The 277-nt window shown below is 41.5% G+C and carries 1 protein-coding gene; it reads left to right on the forward strand.

Annotated elements, in window-relative coordinates; all coding sequences use genetic code 11:
• Positions 1-11 precede the first annotated feature (11 nt).
• On the forward strand, positions 12-277 hold a 266-nt coding region (locus tag AAEZ08_RS22865), incomplete at its 3' end, for a cbb3-type cytochrome c oxidase subunit II (protein ID WP_500125168.1).

Consider the following 277-nt stretch of genomic DNA (forward strand, 5'->3'; position numbering starts at 1 on the left):
GAGCAGATTCGATGAAATTTAATCATGAATTAATTGAAAAGAATGTCGGTCTGCTTGCTATCTTCACGGTCATCGCCATTAGTTTTGGTGGTTTAGTGCAGATTACCCCGCTGATATTTCAAAAAGACACCACTGAACCAGTTGAGGGTCTAATTCCGTATACTGCGTTACAGATTGAAGGTCGTGACATTTATGTTCGTGAAGGTTGTTACAACTGCCACAGCCAAATGATCCGCCCTTTACGTGCTGAAACAGAACGTTATGGTCACTATTCTGT

The organism is Pseudomonas sp. E45-MNA-CIBAN-0222 (genome assembly GCF_040310405.1).
In the GTDB taxonomy this organism is placed as follows: Bacteria; Pseudomonadota; Gammaproteobacteria; order Pseudomonadales; family Pseudomonadaceae; genus Stutzerimonas; species Stutzerimonas stutzeri_AC.